Origin of the sequence: Streptomyces sp. NBC_00513 (assembly GCF_041431415.1) — a bacterium.
In the GTDB taxonomy this organism is placed as follows: Bacteria; Actinomycetota; Actinomycetes; order Streptomycetales; family Streptomycetaceae; genus Streptomyces.
Genome location: NZ_CP107845.1, coordinates 66,704 through 84,155, shown reverse-complemented (window position 1 = coordinate 84,155; position 17,452 = coordinate 66,704). Strand labels below are relative to the sequence as shown.

Sequence of the window (17,452 nt, the reverse complement as noted above, 5' to 3'; positions counted from 1 at the left end):
TGCTGCTACCAATTACCTTGCGTTCGGAACCGAGATGGCAATCCATGTCGCGTTCGGGCGTGAATCCCATTTCTCAGCCCGAACGGATTTCGCCCTCATGGCAATCGCCCTTCGCAAGACGCTCGCTCTCACGACGCTGGCACTGACCGCTTCCCTCCTGCCGGCCGCCGGGACGCAGGCCGCCGCCGCCGTCCCGGCTCTGCGTGCGCCCGGGCTCTACTGCCTGGCGAATGCCTGGAACACCCCGAACGTCTCCACGAAGCCGTGCGACCCGAAGGACCAAGGCCAGCACTGGACCCTTGCGGGCCACCAGATCTTCCTGACCAACGCCCCGGCCTACTGCCTCGCCAACACCTGGAACGCCGCGGACGTCTCGGTGAAGCCGTGCAACCCGAAAGACCAGGGACAGTACTGGAATGTTGCGGGTCAGCAGATCGCCCTCTCCTACGCGCCGGCCTATTGCTTCGCCAATGCCTGGAGCACCCCGAACGTCTCGACCAAGCCGTGCGACGTGAAGGACCAGGGCCAGCGCTGGGTGATCTTCAAGGACCAGATCAGCCTCGCAGCCGCCTGACCCGCACCGCGCGGCCGGGCTTCGCCACAGTCGCAGGCCTTGACTCTCTCGAATGCCTCCGTCAGGTGCTCCTTCTTGCTGAGGACGGCGGCGGCCCGGACGTCTTCGCTCACTACTAGGCGATCAGCTCCTCGGGCTTCCGCGAGCTCCTGGAGGGCCAGGTCGTCACGTTCGACGTGACCCAGGGCCAGAAGGGCTCCCAGGCCGAGAACATCAACCCGGCCTGACCCACCCCATCCTGTCTCGGACCGTACGGGCGCCCACAGTTTCGGCTGGGGAGCTCATCCCCGCGGTGCGGCAGGGTCCGAGGTGTACCGGATCAGGGCCGCGCGGCGGACGCTGCGCGGCCCTGATCCGCGTCGAGGCTGGCTCGCCGCGGCCTTCGCCGGGGCAGCGTGCGCGCCGGCACTCTGCGGCGGGACAACTGCGAGGCCGCCGGCCGCGATGAGCGGCGCGCGTACGGACTCCCTCGGTCGTGTTCCGGCTGGAGCTCATCGAACGCGGGCGTCAGTGGATGTGTCCCTCGAATGTCCGGAGCATGCCGGGGAATGAGGAGGGTCGATACGATCCGAGGGCCTGGGGCCTGGGGCCTGGGTGTCGAGGGGGAGGGGGCGGAGCTGTGGGCAGTGTGTGGATGTACGCGCAGGACAGCGGATATATGTCGCGGCAGTCTTTGGTGGGTTTCACCGTGGAGGCCGCTGATGGCGTCATCGGGCACGTGGACCGTCAGCAGGATCAGCCCGGCAGGCAACATCTGGTGGTCGATACCGGCGTGTGGGTGTTCGGCCGGAGCGTGCTGATCCCGGCGGGTGCCGTCACCGTCATCGACACCGAAACGCAGACGGTGAAGGTCGCACCGAGCCGCGAGCAGATCAAAGCCGCTCCGCGGTTCGCCACTGACAGCGATACAGCCGACCACCGCTATCTGTCTGCGGTCGGCAACTACTACCTCTCCCTGTGACACGAGCGCAGTCGGCTTCCAGCAGGCCTGTGCATGGGCGGCAGGGGGGCGAATTTCTGGCTCTCACGTGATCTGAGATCGGATCACTCGCGTGGTGTCCGTTCCGACCCCGGGCACCACACCCCGGTGGTGCTCCCGCGTATCGGCGCGTACCCCGGGCTGACGGAGCGGCGCACCATGGTTGGGCCCGCCGGTCCGGCAGGCCACCCCAGGTGGGGCAGGCCGGACTTGTCAGGTGGTGTGGGGTGGGCGGGCTGCTGGTTCGCCTTCGCGTCGGTTGGGGCAGGTCCTCTCGTGCACGGTGACTCCGCCTTCGGGGCCACCTATCGCAAGGGCCCGGGCTCCACACCGTCTGCAGGCGGGTGGCCGATCGTCCTTTTCACCGGCGGGTCGATCGGCGCGCGTGTTCACGCGGTGGGCCTTCTCCTGGGGCAGGCCCATACCTCGATGTCGGTGTTGTGGACTCCTTGCCGGCTAGGGATCTTTCCGCGGGAGACGGCGCCGGCGGTGAGTTTCCTGCCGCAGGCGAAGCAGGCCCGGCCCACACCGACCGCCCAGGGCAGGCCCTGGGCCGGGGGCAGGGGGGTGTCCGCGCATTGCAGCGTCGTCGTGGTCACGGGGTCACCCTCCCACGGGTGTCAGGGTTGTCGGTCGCGGCAGTCCGTCACAGAGGTCGCAGGGGCGGGCTGAGTTGGGCATGCCCCGACAGGCGAGGAGTTCGGATACGCCGGCCCCTCGTGCCACGGGCAACACCCGCCCTCGGGCGGCCGCTGTCCCTGGGTGGCCTGGGGTTCTTCGGATGTCGGCGTCACTGCGGAATCGTTCCCGCCCGGCCGCGAGATGACGCGCACGCCCGGCGCGGTATTCCGGGCGGCCACTCGTGCCGGCGCCGTCGTGGGTCCGCCTGACCTCCACCAGTTCGCCATGCTGCCCACCTGGCGCGTGATCCGAATGGACGACTGGATGTTCGTCGGCGCTCTTGACGCAGGCTGTGGAGGGCATGAGTCCGCGACGCAGAAGGAAGTCGCACAAGGAAGGAGCAGAGCCTGACAGCAGGGCTCCACTGACAGCGGCCACCCGGAATACCCCGAGTACGGCCGGCGCAGAGGCGAGGCTCGATAGCCATGTGGTGGGGCCGAGTCGGCACCGCCATCGATGTGATCATGGTGTCCGACGCGGTAGTGATTCGTTTCTTCTCATGCGGCGGTCGTGGGGACCGCCAATCATGGAAAGAGCACTCGCCGATGACGCAGCCCATTCGTATCGTGTTCCGCTCCACACGCCGTGACGCGCCCGCTGTCGGCGAGGGTCTGCGGGTGGCGCTGTACCAGGGCCAGGGGCCGGTCGGCAGCCGAGAGGCAGTCCAGCAGAACCTGGACCGGCTGGCCGAGGTCACCGCACTGGCCGCGGCCTACGACTGCCAGGTGGTGGTGTTTCCGGAGAAGTACACCACCGGCTACGCCATCGACCCCGGCCAGTGCCGGGAACTGGCAGAACACCGCGAGGGCCCCTCGATCGACCGGGTCCGCCTGGCCGCCAAGGAGAACGGCCTGGCCGTGGTCCTGCCCTACCCCGAACGCGACGGAAGCGACTTCTACGACTCCATCAGCGTGATCTCCGCCGATGGACAGGTGGCTGCCAACTACCGCAAGACCCACTTGTACGGGGCTGCCGAACGACGCAACTACTCCTTCGGCCAGGAACTGCCGCCCCTCGTCACGATCAACGGCATCACGGTAGGCGTACTGAACTGCTACGAGTGCGAGTTCCCGCCGCTCTACCAGTACCTCGCCGAGCACGGCGCGCAGATCGTGCTGGGCCCCACCGCCGCCGACGGCCACTTCCGACTGGCCGACGGCACCATGAGCCGGGTTCCCTACCAGGACGCCACCCGCCACATCCTCCCCGCCATGGCCAGCATCTGGCGTCTGTTCGTCGCCTACGCCAACCGCCGCGGCTGGGAACAAGTCCCCGCCGGCGCCTGGCAGTACCAGGGAAACTCCGGCATCTGGGGACCCGACGGCGAACCCCTGGTAGCCGCCACCGCCGAAGACCGCCACCACGACTGCCTCCTGATCGCCGACTGCCTGCCCGCGACCATCCCGCCCTTCAGCCCCGAAGGACACCACACCACCGACAACCGCCTCGCCCTCAACCCGCTCCTGCGCCCCGCCCACTGAGAAGGCAAGCCGACCCCCTGGTGATACACACAGCGTAACCATCCATGGCCAAACATCTCCCCGCCGACTGACCGCCAGTGGGGAGAACCAAGTGGTCACCATCCCTCCACAGCGGCGGCGCTGGGCACCAGGCCCCACGCGATATCGCCCAGAACCTGGCGATGCACTTCGCCGCCCCGCTGGTTCAACAGTCAGTCGACCACGGTCACGCCCCGACGATGCCGAGGTCGGCCAAGCGCTCGCGCTGCTCGCCGCTCGGCCGCTCCCTGTCCCGGCACTGTGTAGCCGGCCTCTGGCCGACGCCCTCACTGGTGCACGGTCACCCCGGGCACCACGTCGTCCAGCGCCGCCCCGGTCGCAGCACAGGGCCTGTCGCCTTCAGAGTCGCTCACCGGTCGAGCCGCGCACACCCGCGTGTATCGGGCCGGCCAACCGCCGAGTCGGCGAGGTGGGCACCAAAGCAGGTGGACGAATTCGCTCCGATCTGCGGTTTCCGCATGTCCGTACGAAGAACCGTGCAGGACGACCGTTACGGAACTTGTTGCTCCGGTTGAGTGACGGGTGGACGAGCGCGCCCGGAACGCACTACCGGGCGCGATGATCGACTGGGCCGTGCGCGCTCTGGGTGGTGTAGCGGTCAGTGAATGTCAGGGTCACGCTCACGCGGGCTGCGTGTAGTGCCCAAGCGTGTGTGACGGGAATGTCCGGGGTCGGTAACCGGCCTCGTCAGGGGCTGTGGCCGGCCACGTGTCGGGTCGAGAGTTTGAGTCCTCGACCCACCACGGGCCGGGCACCCGCATCCGGTACGTGGTTCGTATCGGCGGGTGAAACACAGTCCTTGAGGGGCCAACAGATGTCTGTTTCCTCGACCACCCGCCGCATCGGCGCCACTGTCCTGGCCGCCGGCGCGATCGTGTCCGCCGCCGCGCTCCCCGCCATCGCGGCGGACCGGGGTCACGACCGGCACCCGCGGGTGGAGATCTCCCGTGTCCAGGCCGACAGCCCCGGACGTGACGACCACTCCAACCGCTCCCTGAACAACGAGTGGGTGGAGATCCGCAACACCACCCGCCAGCCCGTGAACCTCCGCGGCTGGACTCTGCGTGACGCGGACGGGAACCGCTACCGCTTCCACGACATCCGCATCGCCGGTCGCGGCACGATCCGCGTCCACACCGGGACCGGCCGCGACTCCCGCACCGACGTCTTCCAGGGCAAGCGCGAGTACATCTGGGGCAACCGCGGTGACACCGCCACCCTGCGCGACGATCGCGGCCGCACCGTCGACACCGAGTCCTGGGGCCGCCGCCCGTGAATGGGTGGCAGCCGAACCTGTGATGATCGTGCGCCGGGCAGCCCGCCAGCAGCCCGGCACACGATCATGTCCCGGGCCGGTCGACAAGCGTGGCAGGGCGCTCCACGCTCCCGGCACGACCCGATGCCGAGGGCCCCGGTTCCGTGACACGGCGGGCGACATTTCCTGGACGTCAGCGCTGATCGGTCGCCGGTCAACCTTCCGGTCTGGCCGCGCGTACGCCCCCAGTTGCCAGATCGTCGCACCGGGGTCGGGGACCGAGACCCTGTGGGGCGGCGTGGTGCGCCGCCGGAGTCCGAGCACGCTCGCCTCTGCAAGGACGGGCCTCCCCGTTGCGCGTTCGGCCAGGGTGCGCGGGACGGCATGTGGTGGCTGCGCCAGCGACCCCGCGCCCGGGAGCTGGTCAACTGCCGGTCTGCACGGGCTGAGACACCGAGTACATTTCGGACGGCCCGACAGCGTGTCCGCGTGGGTGAGGGCTTGATCAGTCGTTGCGGACGGCAGACAGGGCTGGACTTCGCAGCGGCGGCAAGAAGGCGCAGAATTCTTCGGCGGCGCAATTGGGTGACCTGGACAGAAGGAAGCCTTCGGCGAGGTCTCCGAGGCGGCTGAGGGGCAGGCAGAATCCGCGCGCCGTCGGCTGGCTGTTCGGAACGCAGGGGGTCAGGGGTGCGGCTGCTGTGGCCGTGATCAGGCCGGAGAGCGCGACCAGAGTGCCGGTCGCGAGGATGGCTCCGCGGATGGTGTTGCGCATGGTTCCTCCTGAGCGCGCCCCACCGGAGGAGGCGCTCACTCAAGCCGAACCGATGCCGGATGCATGCGCATCCAGCCTGCGCCAGACGGCCTAGGAGGTCGCTTCATACCGGCGTTTCATCCAAGAATGCCGGAGCGGGTTTCGACGCCTGCGCCCCCATTTGCCCTGCCTGGCCCCGGGCGCCCAGACTCAGCCGCTGTGGCCGCCCATGGGGTGCCTGTGGTGGTGGTCTTCAGGATGTCCAGGAGGGCGTCGCGTAGGCCGGGCGTCGTCGCGATGGTGGTGAGCGAGGCGGGGGTGTGCGGGCTGCCGTCGGTGTCCATGACGATGGCGCCGGCCTCGCGGGCGAGGACGACGCCCGCGGCCATGTCCCAGTCGTGGTTGCCCAGGGTGATGGTGGCGTCGAGGGTGCCGTCGGCGACGAGGGCCAGATCCACGGCGGCGGACCCGAGCATGCGCACGCGCTGTGCCTGTTCGGCGAGGTGCGCGTGGGTGGCGAGGGCGACGCGGTTGCGCTCGGGGCCGTCGAGGCCGGTCCCGTAGTCGCCGACGGCGATCATCGCCTCGGGCAGCGTGCTGGTGTTGGCGGCGTGGATGCGTCGGCCGTCCGGTACGCGCTCATGCCCTGGGCGGCCCAGTAGCGGCGGCCGATCAGGGGCAGGTGGATCACGCCGAGGACGGGCACGCCGTGGTGGACGAGCGCGAGGGAGATCCCGCACAGCGGCAGGCCGCGGATGAAGTTGGCGGTGCCGTCGACCGGGTCGATGATCCAGTAGGTGTCGGCGTCGGCGTCTCCGCCCTCTTCTTCGCCGACGAAGCCGATGCCGGGGGCCGCGTTCAGGAGGGTTGCCCGGGCCTCGTGTTCGGTGGCGAGGTCGACGTTGGTGACCATGTCGCGGTCGCCCTTGGCGGTGATCAGGTCCGGGGTGAGGTCGCGGAGCTGCTGCTCGATCTCGCCCGTTCGGTGACCGAGCGGGCGAGGTCGAGCAGCGCCGGGAGTTCGGGGCTCATGCGGTGAGGGCTCCGCTCGGAGCGGGTCGGGTAAGGGCGGTCTCGGCGGTCAGGTTGGCCAGGGCTCCTCAGACGGCCGGCCTGTCTTAGTCTCTCACACAGTCATCTGACCGGACTGGGGGACGGCTGCGGGGTCCCATGAAGCCGGGTTGTTCACCGCCGACGGAACCGCACCGACTTGATCAGGCTCCCCCGAACAAGCCGTCATTGCGGACGTCCACGCCAACAGCGCACCGACAACCAGGCGCAGGCGTCAGCGCATCGCCTGGAGCCCCCCTCATCCCCTCGGAGAATGATCACCCTGGACGACACCGGACGTCACCGGATCCGCGTGGCCGGCCGGGGCCCTCTCGCGTGGACCGAGCTTCATTACCGCCGCTGTTCTGGCTTGGAAGTCGGCGGCGATCAACGGGTCAGAGACGAGAGTGCCTCAGTTTCCGGAGAGGTGCTTCTCCACCTGTGCGACGAGGTCGGGCAGGGGGAGGGTTCCGTCGAGGACGAGTTGCGCCATGTCGCGTGTGGGTCGGACATGACGCGCGTAGGATCTGGCGCTGGCGAGATAGCCCAGCAGCCCGGGTTTCACGTCTCTGCCCTCTTCGAGCTTGCGGAGGGTTTTGCGGACGATTCGAATGTCAGCCGGTGTGTCGACGTACACGGTCCACGTGGCCGGCGGGGTGAGTTCGGGAAGGGTGAGAGCGAAGATCCCCTCCACGATGATCAATGCCGCATCAGACTGGTGGTCGAGGGCGGTGCGGATCCGCGCGAGGTCGAGAGCTGCGGGGTTACTGAAGTCGACCACCCGGCCCGGGCCATCGAAGCGAGGAACGCTTGGTGCCAGATTCGGGTCGTTGTGGTAGCAGAGGTCGAGGTGGATCAGGCCGGCGCCGGGAATGTTCTCGGCGAGGGCGCGGGCAAGGGCGGTCTTGCCGGAGCCGGCGCCGCCGCCGATGAGCAGAACGGGGGGCGAGGGGTGCTCGTTCACGTGCTGTGCCTCTATCCGTGATGGAGTCGAGGCAGAGAGCCTAGTACGTGTGCGGTCGCGCTACATGGCGTGGCGGCCGCGGTGCGAGGCCGCCGCGGAGAGGACCGTTCCGGGAATGGCGCCCACCGCGGTCGGTTCGTCGCTGGTGAGGGATTCGGTGGGTTCGGTGGGCAGAATGTGGTGGCCGTCCGCCGTGAGTGAGGCGATGTTCCGCCGGGTGGCCGGGTTGTTCCACATGCGCAGGTTCATGGAGGGCTGGAAATAGATTCCGGGGCCGTGAGCCAGGATGAGCGCGGCGAGGAGGGTGTCGGCGGCTCCGGTGGCCACCCGGGCGAGGGTCGTCGCCGTGGCGGGTGCCACGACGAACCAGTCGACTTCCTCCAAGAGCCTTACGTGCAGGGGGTTCTCGGTCTCGGCCTTCCAGAGTTCATCCGTGAAGAGCGGAAAGGGGAGGCCGTCGGCAAGAAACAGGCCGGCCGCGGTGGGTGTCGCGACGACGGTGATGCGGTCGGCGTGGTCGGCGGCTTCCGCGACGAGTTCCGGTGTGGCCGTTGCCGCGCTGGATCCGCTGATGCCGAGCAGGAGATGTTTGGCCCTGTGGCTCATCGAGTACTCCGGGGTCGGGGTGCTCTGGCGACGTACGCGTTCAGGTCGTCGCGGTCGAGGTGACGGGCGAGGTTGGGCAGGCGCTGGCTGAACACGGCACGCCACCACATGCCCATGGTCTGCTGCGTATCGGTGAATACCGCGTCCTCGGTCTCGGCGAGGCTGCGATAGAAGTCGAGCACCGTGTCCGTCTCGGTGGCCCGCACGTGCTGAACCTGGTCGAGGAGGGCGCTGAGGGCCGGACCCTGTGGCCGACTGTGGAGCAGGCGGGGCGAGAAGAGCCACTTGCGCGGCGGCGGGAGCTCGCCGGATTCGATGAATGCGGCCCAGGCCAAGAGCTCGATCAGGTGCGTCGCCAGATGCCGCCAGGCGTGTTCCTCGGTGCGCAGGACGCCTTGGTAGACGGAGCGCCAATAGGTGGAGCCGTACCGGCTGAGGATCTGGGTCAGCAGTGGGTCGGCGATGTTGCGGGCGTGCCGGGTCAGCCGGCGCTGATGGCGGGCGATGAGGCCGGCGGGATCATGGAGGCGCCGCATGCTGGTGAAGTTCTCCAGGTCCTCCAGGTACTGAGGATCGAGGGACACGGGTTGCCTGCAGAAGTCGGTCAGGACGCTGACGTGCAGGAACTTGAGGTTGAGGATCTCGGTGTCCGTGAGGACGTTGAGGACCGTGTGGTCGGTCAGGGTGTCGTCTCGGCCCTCGAAGAGGATCTCGTGTCGGGTTCCGGTGGGGAGGAACTCGGTGACCGCGAGATGGTCGCTGATCGGCTGGCGGTTGTCACAGAGGGACCACACGTCGCGGTCGGAGAAGTCGTCGGCGATGCCCTGTCGGTGCGATCCGCACAGCGCGATGGCGTGAACGCCCGGAACTCGCTTGATGAGGTGGTCGATGCACTGCTCGGTGGTGGTCACAGGGATCCTCTCTGACGGGTGCGCAGGCCGGTCACGGCGGCCAAGAGCTCGGTGGTGGCGACACTGTCGGTGAAGGCGACCTTGCCGATGGCCGTGGGCAGGACGTAGTGCAGGGAGATTCCTCCCCGTTGGAGGGTGAGGTCGCGGACTCGGTCCGCCAGGCGCTGCTCGTCGAAGTCCCGGTCCATGACGGGTAGGCCGAGGTGGTCCATCGCGTTCAGGATCCGCTGGAAGTCCGTCGTGGTGAGCAGCCCGCGGGCGTGAGAGATGTGCGAGGCCACGGCGATACCGATGCCGACCGCCGCTCCGTGGGAGATCCGGAAGGCGGTGATGTCCTCCAGGGGGTGGGCAACGGTGTGCCCGAGGTTGAGAGAGCGCTCCAGGTCGCGCTCGAAGGCGTTCGAGCCGAGCAGTTGCAGCTTTCGGGCTACGCACCGCCGCACGATTGTCCGCAGGACAGGGGTGACGGGCTGGTTGCCCCGCGGTCCAGCCAGCAGCTCGAAGAGATCCGGGTCGTCGACGATGGCGATCTTGAGCGCCTCGCCGTAGGCGGCCGTCAGCTGAGGCAGGGGCAGTGTGGCCAGCGAGTCCAGACGGATGTGGACCTCGGCAGGATGCGAGAAGACTCCGATGAGATTCTTCTGGCGGGGATGGTTGACGCCCGTCTTGCCACCGATCGCGGCGTCGATCATCGCCAGCAGGGTGGTGGGTACGTAGACGGCACGCACACCCCGGAAGTAGAGGGCCGCGACCAGGCCGGAGAGGTCACAGAGCACTCCGCCTCCGACGGCGGTCAGCGTGGTCCGTCTGTCGACTCCGGCCTCGTGGAGAGCGGTGATGATCCGCTCGGCCCGGGCCAGGCTCTTGCCTGCCTCGCCGGGCGGAACCACCAGGAAGCGCCCCGGGGTCAGGGCCGGCTCCAAGGCGCCCGCCCAGGCCTCGTGTACGCCCCCGTCGAGAAGAATGAAGTCTCCCCGGCGGGCCAGCTGGGCGACCGTGCTCACGAAGCCGCTGTCGCTGACCTGAATGTGCGTGGTGTCCTGCCGCGTGACGTGCGCGGTCAGACCGTCGCCGCGGGGCGTGACACGAATGCCTTCCGCCCGGGCCTGAGGGATGACCATGTGTGTCCCTTCCGGATGTTGTGGGCTGACGAAACTCCGATGTCACCGGCCCCGCCCCCTGGTGGAGGAGCGGGAGCCGGCACGGCAGCGGATCAGCAGGGGCGACCCGAGACGGTCGCCTTCTTGATCGCCTTCTTGATCGGCTTCGCGTTCATGGATGTACCTCCTCACGCATCTCGTGCGGTGAACGGGCTCCACAAGGACCGTCCTCGCGCCTCCTTCCGTCGCTGGGGTGGTGGCCCCGCACCGACCTCGCTGGGCCGGCGCGTCCGTAGTCCGTGCGCCCGGGGGATCGGTGTCCCGCCCCGGGCGCACGGAAGCAGTCAGACCCGCAGGGGAAGGTGCTCTGCGCTGTCTGCGCGGGCGGGCCGATCTGTGGTGGTAGTCTTCTCCAGGTCTCGCGCCAGGGCCTTGGCCTCCAGGCAGGAGGGAAGGCGCACCCACACGTATGCGTGGTCGCTGTCGACTCCCGCCCAGCCGGAACCGATCTGGGCGATGGTCCCGGTGATGGGCTGCGGCTGCTCGCGGCCCCGGTCGCCCGGCTCGACGTACGACCAGCCGGTGACCGTGTCGCCGACGCGCAGTCGTGCGCTCTGGCGCCGGGCGGCCACAGCGCTCATCGCCCGCCCCGCGGCTGGTCCAAGACGAGCCCGAGAAGCCCCAGGCATTCGCGGGCCAGCTCCTGAACGTGGACGTACGCGGTGTGCCGGTCGGCGGGAAGTCCGCCCTCAAGGTTCTTGGCCACAGCCGCGGCCGTCACCTCCACCAGGCGCATGTGCTCCGGATCGCTCCAGTGCGGGGCCTGCTCCACGGCGATCGGGGCGAGGAGACGCAGGTGTCCCGCGAGCCAGCGATGCCAGGCCGCGCACACCGTCCGGTCTGGAGTCCAGTCCCGGGACGCCAGGACCAGGGAGATCGTCTCGCTGATCAGGGTCACGTCGACCGGCAGGGCGGTGGTGGTGCCGTCGGCACGGGCCACGGTCAGCTCGGGCACGTCGGGCCCTCGACAGGTACGGCTTTGGGGGGACACGGGCAGCACGGCAGCCTCCTCGCCAATCCGGGTGTCACCAGCGCGACCGGGCCGCCGATGGCCGGCGCCCGATTCCACGGATCGACCGTACGAGCGGTCGGAGTGGAGTAGGACTGACTGCGGGTACGAGTAAAGCGCGCCACGCCCAAGGGGAACGTCATGAACAGCGAATCGCATTCGCGCTTACGCACGGGTCTCATCAGCGGCTTCGTACTGCGCGCCGCCCGGACGTCGATCCCGGCCACCCAACAGGGTCTCGCCGAGCTCTTGGCGGTGGATCTGGCGACCGTGCAGGGCTGGGAGTCGGGACGCCGGCCCCTGGCGCACATGAGGGCCGGCGCGCTCCTCGGCATGCGCCGCCGACTGGCCGTGCTGGGAGCCGGCCCGAGCGTCCTCGCTCTCCTGGACCCCGCGATGGACGCCGACCGCATCATCACGGCCGTCCTCGCCTCCGGCGACGATGCCCCACATCCCCTCGGCGAGTGGGTCCACAACCGCCAGACCGCCCACATGCTCGCCTGGGCGCTCACCGGCACCGCGCCATCCTCCATGGCCAACCTCCTTGCCGCGCCCCGCAGAGGCCCGGCCGCCACCGCACCGCTCCTCGACGCCGACGCCCGGCGCGTCTTCTTCGACCGGTTGCGGAACACAGCCGAGACCGCCTCCCGGACCGACACCGGCGGAATCCTGCTGCAACGTCAAGCCCTCTACCTGTCCTCCTACGACCGCTCCCCGCAGGCGGTGGCATGGACCGCGCACACCCTGCACGCCGGGCGCGGAGCACTGACCGGACGCGGGTGGACGCCGCGCTGGGCCGAAGCCCGCTCGACCGCTGCCGCTCTCGCCCGTCTGGGCGACCCGGTGCCTCTGTGGGACTTCATCGAGCGGGCGATGGCCGACGACGACGACGGCGAGGCCGCGAACCTGAACTACTGGGCGTACTGGCTTGGCGTCGCCCACCAGCCGCAGGCCGACGACGCGTTCATGCGCGATCGGGACCTCACCGGCCTGGATCCCGTCGCCCTCCTACGGGCCCTCGCCGACGGCATGCACTTCGCCCCCGGCTACGTCGACCTCTACACGCATTCGATGTGGTCGCTGCTGCACGCGCACCCCTGGCTGCCCGAGGCCCTCCCGTCCTTGTCGGTGTCGCTCGCCCGGCGGCTGGACAGACTCCTGGACGAAGGCGGGATCTCGCCGAGATCCAGACGTGAACTCGCCTCCATCCACTACGTTTTGCACCAGAACCGATGATCGGCAACCGGAGGTCACCATGGCAGACGAGACGGCGAACGCGCAGGGCACGGCCGGATTCGTCTTCGAGATGGGTGTCTTGAAGAACGCGAAGCGCACCGGTTGGTGGTTCACCGGGAACAACAACCCGGAGTCGATCGCCGAGCACAGCTTCCGCGTCGGGATCATCGGCTCCGTTCTCGCGATGATGGAAGGCGCGGACGCCGGCAAGGTCGCGCTGATGTGCCTGTTCCACGACACACAGGAGACCCGCCTCGGCGACATCCCGCACATCGGCCGCCGCTACATCGAAGCCGCCACGAACCAGACCGTGACCGCGGACCAGGTCTCCGCCGCCCACCCGTCGGTCCAGGCCGGTGTGCAGCGGATCGTGGACGAGTACGAGAGCGGAAGCTCCCTCGAAGTCCTCGTTGCCCACGACGCCGACAAGCTGGAGTGCCTGGTGCAGGCGGTGGAGTACCGGGCGCAGGGGTACGCCGAGGTCCAGGACTGGATCGACACCTCTCTTGCCAGCCTGAAGACGGCCTCGGCGCAGGCTCTGGCGGAGGCCGCGCTGACGATGCCGCCGCTCCAGTGGCGCCGCACCTTCCTGGAACGCTGACCCGCGGCAGGGGCGCCCAGGCGGTCGCGAGCCCGTCGGGCACCCTGGCCGTCGGCCGGTCAGTCCTCGGGCTGGCTCCAGGCTCTGGGCACGATGCCGGGCACCCTGTGCTCCACATGGTGCTCACACTTCGCGCATGCTCCCGAACGGTCCCGTCGATGGTCGAAGCTCGCCCAGCCACGGGTCGAGAGGGGATCCCTGAGCCGCGCGCTGGGACCGGTGAAGCCGCAGGTGGTCGAGTCTGTGAGCTCCTGCCTGGCGAGCCACAGAGCGTGCAGTCGGGCGTTCGAGACGGAGGACTCGAAGATCGAGGCCCGGTTTCGCGAGCATCCGCATGCGGAGGTGATCCTCAGCCTGACCGGATCCGCAGGGCCCGACCCACCGATCGGCTCACGCCGTGTCCTCTCGTAGCAGGCCCTGCGGATCATAGGGAAGTAGATGGGACTCGTGATCCTCGCTGCGGCCGGTGGGGACATGGACGACTTCAGCAGCGCTGACCGGCTCGCCGGATAACGCGGGCCTGGCACCGGCTCTACGCGACTCCGGCCACGTCAGCGGCAACCTGCGCCGGCCACGCCCCTTCCACCGCGGCCTGCTCAACGCGGTGTATCTCTCCTCGCTGTCGAGCCCGAAGTGCTGTCTGGCCTCGAAGGCGTACTACGCGCGCAAGCGCGCCGAGGGGAAGGGGCACAAGCAGGTGCTGGTGGCGCTTGCACGCCGCCGCCTGAACTCCAGCTGGCGCCGCTCCCCGATGCGCAGCATCAGCAGCTCGGCGCCGTTGGCCTGCAGGGGGTCGAAGACGATGAAGTGGGCCGGGGCGGGGGCCTCCAGGGCGGCTGGCCCGCAGAGTGGACCCCGATCACTCCGCGCATCTTCCTCGCGTTACGTGATGTGACGTGCTATCCGGCGGCGGGCAATGTCGGGTTCCGCGAGCCCGTGGTTTCCAGTTTGGCGCGGACCTTGTGCGGGTCGATGTCATTGAGCCAGGTCCCAAGGCCCGCGGCCATTACCAGCGGGTCAACTCCGAACAGGACTCCGATGTGGTGCATCTCCCGTACGGAGTACTTGATGAGGCCGTCCTGGCGTTTGCTGACCTGGCTCTTCGACAGGCCAAGGTGCCTGCCGAGTTGCTCGTAGGTGATCTCCGCGCGGAGTCTCGCGTGCTCCACCGCTTCGATGAGACGCAGCTCGAGTTCGGTCACCGCCTCCTGAGCCTGCTGCTTCGGAGTCTTCTTCATGCCGGACATGCTATCGATCCTGCGGGCCTCTGGGTCTTCAGGGGTACACCCAAAGCCTCTCCAGTTTCCCATAAGGCAATCTGGTTGCTGTGAGAGAAACCTCGTGGGAGAGTGTCGGGGTATGAGCGATGCAGAGATCGATGAGGCCGCTTCGGACGTCAACCGGGGCTGGGCGCCCGCACATTCCTGGCGGTGGTTCCTGTTGAGGGCGGCCAAGCATGTACCGAAGGCGACCACGAGCGACCCTCGATGGAAGTTCCTCGGCGCATCGTTCTTCTCGATCCTCCAAGCGATCGGCCAAGCCGCCAATGAGGACGGAACCAACGCCTTTCTCGGCACCCAGACGCTCATGGCGGTGGGCCGATGCAGCAAGGAGACAGTCCACAAGGTGCTTCTCGCGGCCGAGGCGATGCAGTTGATCAGGAAGACCGCGCACGCGCGGGGAGGCCGCAACCCCAAGCCCGCCACCTATGCCTGCACGCTTCCCATCGGCGCGAACGCTGAGACCGGCAAAGGCCTCGACTGGGAACGCGCTGTTGCGGTGTTGTCCAGCTCTGAGCATGATCGACGACTTCGACACAAACGCGCCAATGAGACAGCGCGGCAGGTGACGCCTGATGGCCTGGGAGTCGAAGGCAACCAAAGGGCTTCACGTGACGCCGGGTGGGTCGCCGAGGAGCTGATTCAGAGGTCGTCACGTGACAAGGGCACGGGGCGTCACCTGACCGAGCAGGGGGCGTCACATGACGCCCCTACCAGGGTTTACCAAGCTCTCGACCATGAGATGGCTGATGCGCCTCTACAACCTCAGGTTGATGGCACGCATCCTCCTCAAGACCACACGCGCTGTGATCCGTTACCCGCCCCCGCCGGGGAGCCGCCCGCTGTGAGGCGAGTGGGGGAGCAGGCTTCCCGATCGGCCGCCGCTGACTATGAGGAACACGCCGCCGCCTGCGAGCGGTGCTCCCGCGAACTGTGGTGCTCAGAAGGATCGCGGCTGCGGAGGTATCTCATGAACGAACAGAGCGGCAAACGAGCCAGGTATTTGAGCGGTGATCAAGGACACGTGATCAGGTGAGGAACTTCGCCATACGCTACGTGCCGTCATCAGGCAGACCGCCGAGCGGCTGTCATGAGTGACCTTCGGGTGGGAGCGCGACCCACTCGGCAGGCGAGGTGGTGGGATGAGCCCTGCAAGGCTCCGCCCCCCTATGGAGCAGCCGACGACGTACGATGCCGTGGTCGGGCCGGGTGTGACGCGGCGGCCAAGACGAGCGCGCGGACGGTGCGCTGCTGATGACCGACGACGGCCAGTGGGGCCCGGGTGGTCGATCCGACTACCCCGGCGCCGGGGGACGAGTCGCGTTTCCTGTGGACCGGGGACACCCCTGACGACCTGAGATCTGACACGCCGCGGGGCGTTGGCCTGGGACCCGGGGCGGCTGTGACGGCGGGCGGCGGTGTCATTGTCAGTGTCAGGTGCCGGCTGCGGTTGTCGTGTGTCCTGTCGCGCGGGTCGGTCTGTCGGCGCGACAAGGGGCCGCTGACCTGGGCTGGGGAGGTTGGATCCCCGGGGTGCGGGCGGGCGCGACAGGCGTGCGGGACGGCGGCCGCGGCCGGCCCCCGGGCAGTGCTGGAAACCTCCTCTGGCTGTCGCGCGGGAAAGACACCTCATGCAGTTAAGCCGTCAAGCGGAGACCGGTCCCTTGCGGAAATCGGGTACTCGCCGCGGATACGGCCTGCGAGGCTGTGGGGGTGACTGAGACGACCCCTTACGACGCCGACCGTGCCCGATTCACCCGCCAGGCTCTGGCACGCCTGGTCCTCTGCGATCACGCCGTGGACGTCGCGGACCACGCGAGTGGCTTGGTGGCCACCGAATGGGACGCCGACACCGGTCCCGGGGGCCGGGTGAGCCAGGCATTCCAGCTCATCGAGCTCACAGAGCGCGCTCTGGCCGCGGCCGTGATCTACGAACGCGAGCGGGGCAGTTCCTGGGCTGAGATCGCCCAGTACCTGGGAATCGGTCCGGCGCAGGCGGAAGAGCGTTTTGCCGCGGACCTGGACGGTTGGAACACGGCTTTCGACGTTCCTTACCGCCTCGATGAAACCGGCCGCAAGCGCATACCGCAACTGCCCACGGCGGCGTACGACCCCGACTCGGCCTGCTACCTCCTCGACCGCTGGGCCTCCGTCCAGCGCATTGGGATCGACGCCGTGAGCTCGGGCCTGGTCATGGCCGCGCCGGAGAAAGAGTGCCCGCCAGTCACCCCGTAGCGGGGTTCGCGGGGAAAGCGATCGCTTCGTCGAACAGACTGCCCGCCTGAAGGCAGTGGTGGAGTTGGCCGAGCATCCGGTTGAACAGGTGCCGCAGAGCCTGCATGTGCCAGTCCCCTCCCGACCGGCGGCGTCGGTAATGGGCGTCCGCACCGCTTGAACCGCTGAGGGAGGCGAAGGCCCACAGGTGACCGACGTGGTTGAGCCGGTTGTTCTTCACGAACCGGCGACCGACGTAGCGACGCTTGCCAGAGGCCCGCGTGATCGGAGCCGACCCGGCGTACGCCTTCAACCCACCAGCCGTGGCGAACCGGCTCCTGTCATCGCCGATCTCAACCAGAATGCGGGCACCGACCTGAGGACCGATCCCGGGAAAGCTCAGCATGATCGCCGCGTCAGGGTGCGACCGAAAGGCCTCCTCGGTGGCCCGCGCCAGGCCATCGACCGCCTGGCAGGCGGCGTCCAGCTGCAGCAGCAGGGGAGCGCCCCAAGCAGCAGACACTGCGAGGGGTTGAGTACCGACGCGGGCCCTGCCGGCGGACCGGCTCGTAGTAGTGATGAAGCCCCTGTAACGGGGGTGGAGCGAAGGGGCCGGGTCGTTCGTGGCTGAGTTGATCGCATCAACCGGACGCAGTCC

19 protein-coding genes and 2 pseudogenes are annotated in these 17,452 nt (G+C 68.6%); 9 read left to right on the top strand and 12 right to left on the bottom strand.

The genetic code is table 11. The annotated features are described in order from the left end of the window. The first annotated feature begins 97 nt into the window (after positions 1-97). The 3 genes and pseudogenes from OHA84_RS00465 (at position 98) to OHA84_RS00455 (ending at position 1,535) form a co-directional block, all read left to right on the top strand. Positions 98-574, top strand: coding sequence for a ricin-type beta-trefoil lectin domain protein (locus tag OHA84_RS00465; RefSeq protein ID WP_266975961.1), 477 nt, complete (start codon positions 98-100; stop codon positions 572-574). A 65-nt stretch (positions 575-639) separates the two neighbouring features. Continuing rightward, positions 640-801, top strand: a pseudogene (locus OHA84_RS00460) (cold-shock protein). Positions 802-1,208: 407 nt separating this feature from the next. Further along, the gene (locus OHA84_RS00455) at positions 1,209-1,535 is read left to right on the top strand and encodes a PRC-barrel domain containing protein (protein ID WP_266975959.1); all 327 of its coding nucleotides are present in this window, start codon (positions 1,209-1,211) and stop codon (positions 1,533-1,535) included. 407 nt (positions 1,536-1,942) lie between these two features. Here the strand turns inward: OHA84_RS00455 and OHA84_RS00450 are convergent, their stop codons facing one another. Continuing rightward, positions 1,943-2,152: a hypothetical protein gene (locus OHA84_RS00450; protein WP_266975957.1), complete on the bottom strand. Its 210-nt coding sequence runs from the start codon at positions 2,150-2,152 to the stop codon at positions 1,943-1,945. Between the two features lie 627 nt (positions 2,153-2,779). Between OHA84_RS00450 and OHA84_RS00445 the strand changes: the two genes are divergently transcribed. Together OHA84_RS00445 and OHA84_RS00440 are read left to right on the top strand one after the other, a co-directional pair. Further along, positions 2,780-3,715, top strand: a complete 936-nt coding sequence (locus tag OHA84_RS00445) for a nitrilase-related carbon-nitrogen hydrolase (protein WP_266975956.1) — start codon at positions 2,780-2,782, stop codon at positions 3,713-3,715. An 853-nt stretch (positions 3,716-4,568) separates the two neighbouring features. Next, on the top strand, positions 4,569-5,030 hold the full coding sequence (locus OHA84_RS00440; protein ID WP_266975954.1) for a lamin tail domain-containing protein: 462 nt from the start codon (positions 4,569-4,571) through the stop codon (positions 5,028-5,030). Between the two features lie 484 nt (positions 5,031-5,514). Here the strand turns inward: OHA84_RS00440 and OHA84_RS00435 are convergent, their stop codons facing one another. The 9 genes from OHA84_RS00435 to OHA84_RS00395 all read right to left on the bottom strand — a co-directional run bounded on the left by OHA84_RS00435 (position 5,515) and on the right by OHA84_RS00395 (position 11,409). Continuing rightward, complete coding sequence (locus OHA84_RS00435; RefSeq protein WP_266975952.1) at positions 5,515-5,784, bottom strand: hypothetical protein; 270 nt, start codon at positions 5,782-5,784, stop codon at positions 5,515-5,517. A gap of 116 nt (positions 5,785-5,900) precedes the next feature. Beyond that, a complete protein-coding gene (locus tag OHA84_RS00430; protein ID WP_266975950.1) occupies positions 5,901-6,344 on the bottom strand; it encodes an inositol monophosphatase family protein in 444 nt (147 codons plus the stop codon). Beyond that, positions 6,341-6,676 (bottom strand): inositol monophosphatase family protein, encoded by a 336-nt coding sequence (locus OHA84_RS00425; RefSeq protein ID WP_266975948.1) that lies wholly within the window; start codon positions 6,674-6,676, stop codon positions 6,341-6,343. Before OHA84_RS00425 ends, OHA84_RS00430 begins: the two co-directional genes overlap by 4 nt. 549 nt (positions 6,677-7,225) lie before the next feature. Then, positions 7,226-7,777 carry a uridine kinase gene (locus OHA84_RS00420; RefSeq protein WP_266975946.1) on the bottom strand — a complete coding sequence of 184 codons (552 nt, stop codon included), beginning with the start codon at positions 7,775-7,777 and terminating at the stop codon, positions 7,226-7,228. Positions 7,778-7,837: 60 nt separating this feature from the next. Continuing rightward, on the bottom strand, positions 7,838-8,383 hold the full coding sequence (locus tag OHA84_RS00415; RefSeq protein WP_266975944.1) for a flavoprotein: 546 nt from the start codon (positions 8,381-8,383) through the stop codon (positions 7,838-7,840). Then, complete coding sequence (locus tag OHA84_RS00410; RefSeq protein ID WP_266975942.1) at positions 8,380-9,294, bottom strand: hypothetical protein; 915 nt, start codon at positions 9,292-9,294, stop codon at positions 8,380-8,382. Before OHA84_RS00410 ends, OHA84_RS00415 begins: the two co-directional genes overlap by 4 nt. After that, entirely contained in the window at positions 9,291-10,415 is a 1,125-nt protein-coding gene (locus tag OHA84_RS00405; protein ID WP_266975940.1) for a 3-dehydroquinate synthase, read from the bottom strand. Before OHA84_RS00405 ends, OHA84_RS00410 begins: the two co-directional genes overlap by 4 nt. Positions 10,416-10,738: 323 nt before the next feature. Then, complete coding sequence (locus OHA84_RS00400; RefSeq protein ID WP_266975938.1) at positions 10,739-11,035, bottom strand: hypothetical protein; 297 nt, start codon at positions 11,033-11,035, stop codon at positions 10,739-10,741. Beyond that, positions 11,032-11,409 (bottom strand): DUF6415 family natural product biosynthesis protein, encoded by a 378-nt coding sequence (locus OHA84_RS00395; RefSeq protein WP_266975936.1) that lies wholly within the window; start codon positions 11,407-11,409, stop codon positions 11,032-11,034. The genes OHA84_RS00400 and OHA84_RS00395 overlap by 4 nt, the downstream gene beginning before the upstream one ends. 195 nt (positions 11,410-11,604) lie before the next feature. On the opposite strand from OHA84_RS00395, the gene OHA84_RS00390 reads away from it, so the two are divergent. Then, on the top strand, positions 11,605-12,699 hold the full coding sequence (locus tag OHA84_RS00390; protein WP_266975934.1) for a DNA-binding transcriptional regulator: 1,095 nt from the start codon (positions 11,605-11,607) through the stop codon (positions 12,697-12,699). Between the two features lie 19 nt (positions 12,700-12,718). After that, entirely contained in the window at positions 12,719-13,300 is a 582-nt protein-coding gene (locus OHA84_RS00385) for an HD family hydrolase (RefSeq protein ID WP_266975932.1), read from the top strand. 899 nt (positions 13,301-14,199) lie between these two features. On the opposite strand, the gene OHA84_RS00380 is transcribed toward OHA84_RS00385, so the two are convergent. Further along, the gene (locus OHA84_RS00380) at positions 14,200-14,547 is read right to left on the bottom strand and encodes a hypothetical protein (protein ID WP_266975907.1); all 348 of its coding nucleotides are present in this window, start codon (positions 14,545-14,547) and stop codon (positions 14,200-14,202) included. Between the two features lie 112 nt (positions 14,548-14,659). On the opposite strand from OHA84_RS00380, the gene OHA84_RS00375 reads away from it, so the two are divergent. Continuing rightward, on the top strand, positions 14,660-15,616 hold the full coding sequence (locus OHA84_RS00375) for a hypothetical protein (RefSeq protein ID WP_266975905.1): 957 nt from the start codon (positions 14,660-14,662) through the stop codon (positions 15,614-15,616). 677 nt (positions 15,617-16,293) lie between these two features. Continuing rightward, entirely contained in the window at positions 16,294-16,815 is a 522-nt protein-coding gene (locus OHA84_RS00370) for a hypothetical protein (protein ID WP_266975903.1), read from the top strand. On the opposite strand, the pseudogene OHA84_RS00365 reads toward OHA84_RS00370, so the two are convergent. Further along, positions 16,805-17,389: pseudogene (locus OHA84_RS00365) on the bottom strand (transposase); the annotation flags it as partial. The gene OHA84_RS00370 and the pseudogene OHA84_RS00365 overlap by 11 nt on opposite strands. Positions 17,390-17,452 lie beyond the last annotated feature (63 nt).

What these genes read in the sequence shown, in the direction of transcription:
- OHA84_RS00465 (WP_266975961.1), top strand. Translation starts at nt 98, where the DNA reads ATGGCAATCGCCCTTCGCAAGACGCTCGCTCTCACGACGCTGGCACTG.
- OHA84_RS00455 (WP_266975959.1), top strand. Translation starts at nt 1,209, where the DNA reads ATGTACGCGCAGGACAGCGGATATATGTCGCGGCAGTCTTTGGTGGGT.
- OHA84_RS00445 (WP_266975956.1), top strand. Translation starts at nt 2,780, where the DNA reads ATGACGCAGCCCATTCGTATCGTGTTCCGCTCCACACGCCGTGACGCG.
- OHA84_RS00440 (WP_266975954.1), top strand. Translation starts at nt 4,569, where the DNA reads ATGTCTGTTTCCTCGACCACCCGCCGCATCGGCGCCACTGTCCTGGCC.
- OHA84_RS00435 (WP_266975952.1), bottom strand. Translation starts at nt 5,784, where the DNA reads ATGCGCAACACCATCCGCGGAGCCATCCTCGCGACCGGCACTCTGGTC.
- OHA84_RS00430 (WP_266975950.1), bottom strand. Translation starts at nt 6,344, where the DNA reads ATGATCGCCGTCGGCGACTACGGGACCGGCCTCGACGGCCCCGAGCGC.
- OHA84_RS00425 (WP_266975948.1), bottom strand. Translation starts at nt 6,676, where the DNA reads ATGGTCACCAACGTCGACCTCGCCACCGAACACGAGGCCCGGGCAACC.
- OHA84_RS00415 (WP_266975944.1), bottom strand. Translation starts at nt 8,383, where the DNA reads ATGAGCCACAGGGCCAAACATCTCCTGCTCGGCATCAGCGGATCCAGC.
- OHA84_RS00405 (WP_266975940.1), bottom strand. Translation starts at nt 10,415, where the DNA reads ATGGTCATCCCTCAGGCCCGGGCGGAAGGCATTCGTGTCACGCCCCGC.
- OHA84_RS00400 (WP_266975938.1), bottom strand. Translation starts at nt 11,035, where the DNA reads ATGAGCGCTGTGGCCGCCCGGCGCCAGAGCGCACGACTGCGCGTCGGC.
- OHA84_RS00390 (WP_266975934.1), top strand. Translation starts at nt 11,605, where the DNA reads ATGAACAGCGAATCGCATTCGCGCTTACGCACGGGTCTCATCAGCGGC.
- OHA84_RS00385 (WP_266975932.1), top strand. Translation starts at nt 12,719, where the DNA reads ATGGCAGACGAGACGGCGAACGCGCAGGGCACGGCCGGATTCGTCTTC.
- OHA84_RS00380 (WP_266975907.1), bottom strand. Translation starts at nt 14,547, where the DNA reads ATGTCCGGCATGAAGAAGACTCCGAAGCAGCAGGCTCAGGAGGCGGTG.
- OHA84_RS00375 (WP_266975905.1), top strand. Translation starts at nt 14,660, where the DNA reads ATGAGCGATGCAGAGATCGATGAGGCCGCTTCGGACGTCAACCGGGGC.